Origin of the sequence: Bacillus mexicanus (assembly GCF_050445615.1) — a bacterium.
Classification (GTDB): Bacteria; Bacillota; Bacilli; order Bacillales; family Bacillaceae; genus Bacillus; species Bacillus mexicanus.
On sequence record NZ_JBCEYV010000023.1, the window covers coordinates 1 to 251 of the forward strand.

The window sequence follows — 251 nt, forward strand, 5'->3', positions numbered from 1 at the left end:
CCGCTCGACTTGCATGTATTAGGCACGCCGCCAGCGTTCGTCCTGAGCCAGGATCAAACTCTCCATGAAGTAATGGAGCGCAGATTAAGTTCATCACATCCTGTGAGAACATCTGCATGACCTGCAATGTGCAGGCCCCTGACTACGCACATCACTGTGCGATTTTTTTAAATCTGAATTAACAGGTACGTTTTGTCTTGTTTAGTTTTCAAAGATCATTTTGTTTGTTCGCTTTGTTAAAGCAACTTTAT

1 rRNA gene is annotated in these 251 nt (G+C 43.4%); it reads right to left on the minus strand.

Annotated elements, in window-relative coordinates:
• Positions 1-69: ribosomal RNA gene (locus tag AAGG74_RS23515) — 16S ribosomal RNA — on the minus strand; the annotation flags it as partial.
• Positions 70-251 lie beyond the last annotated feature (182 nt).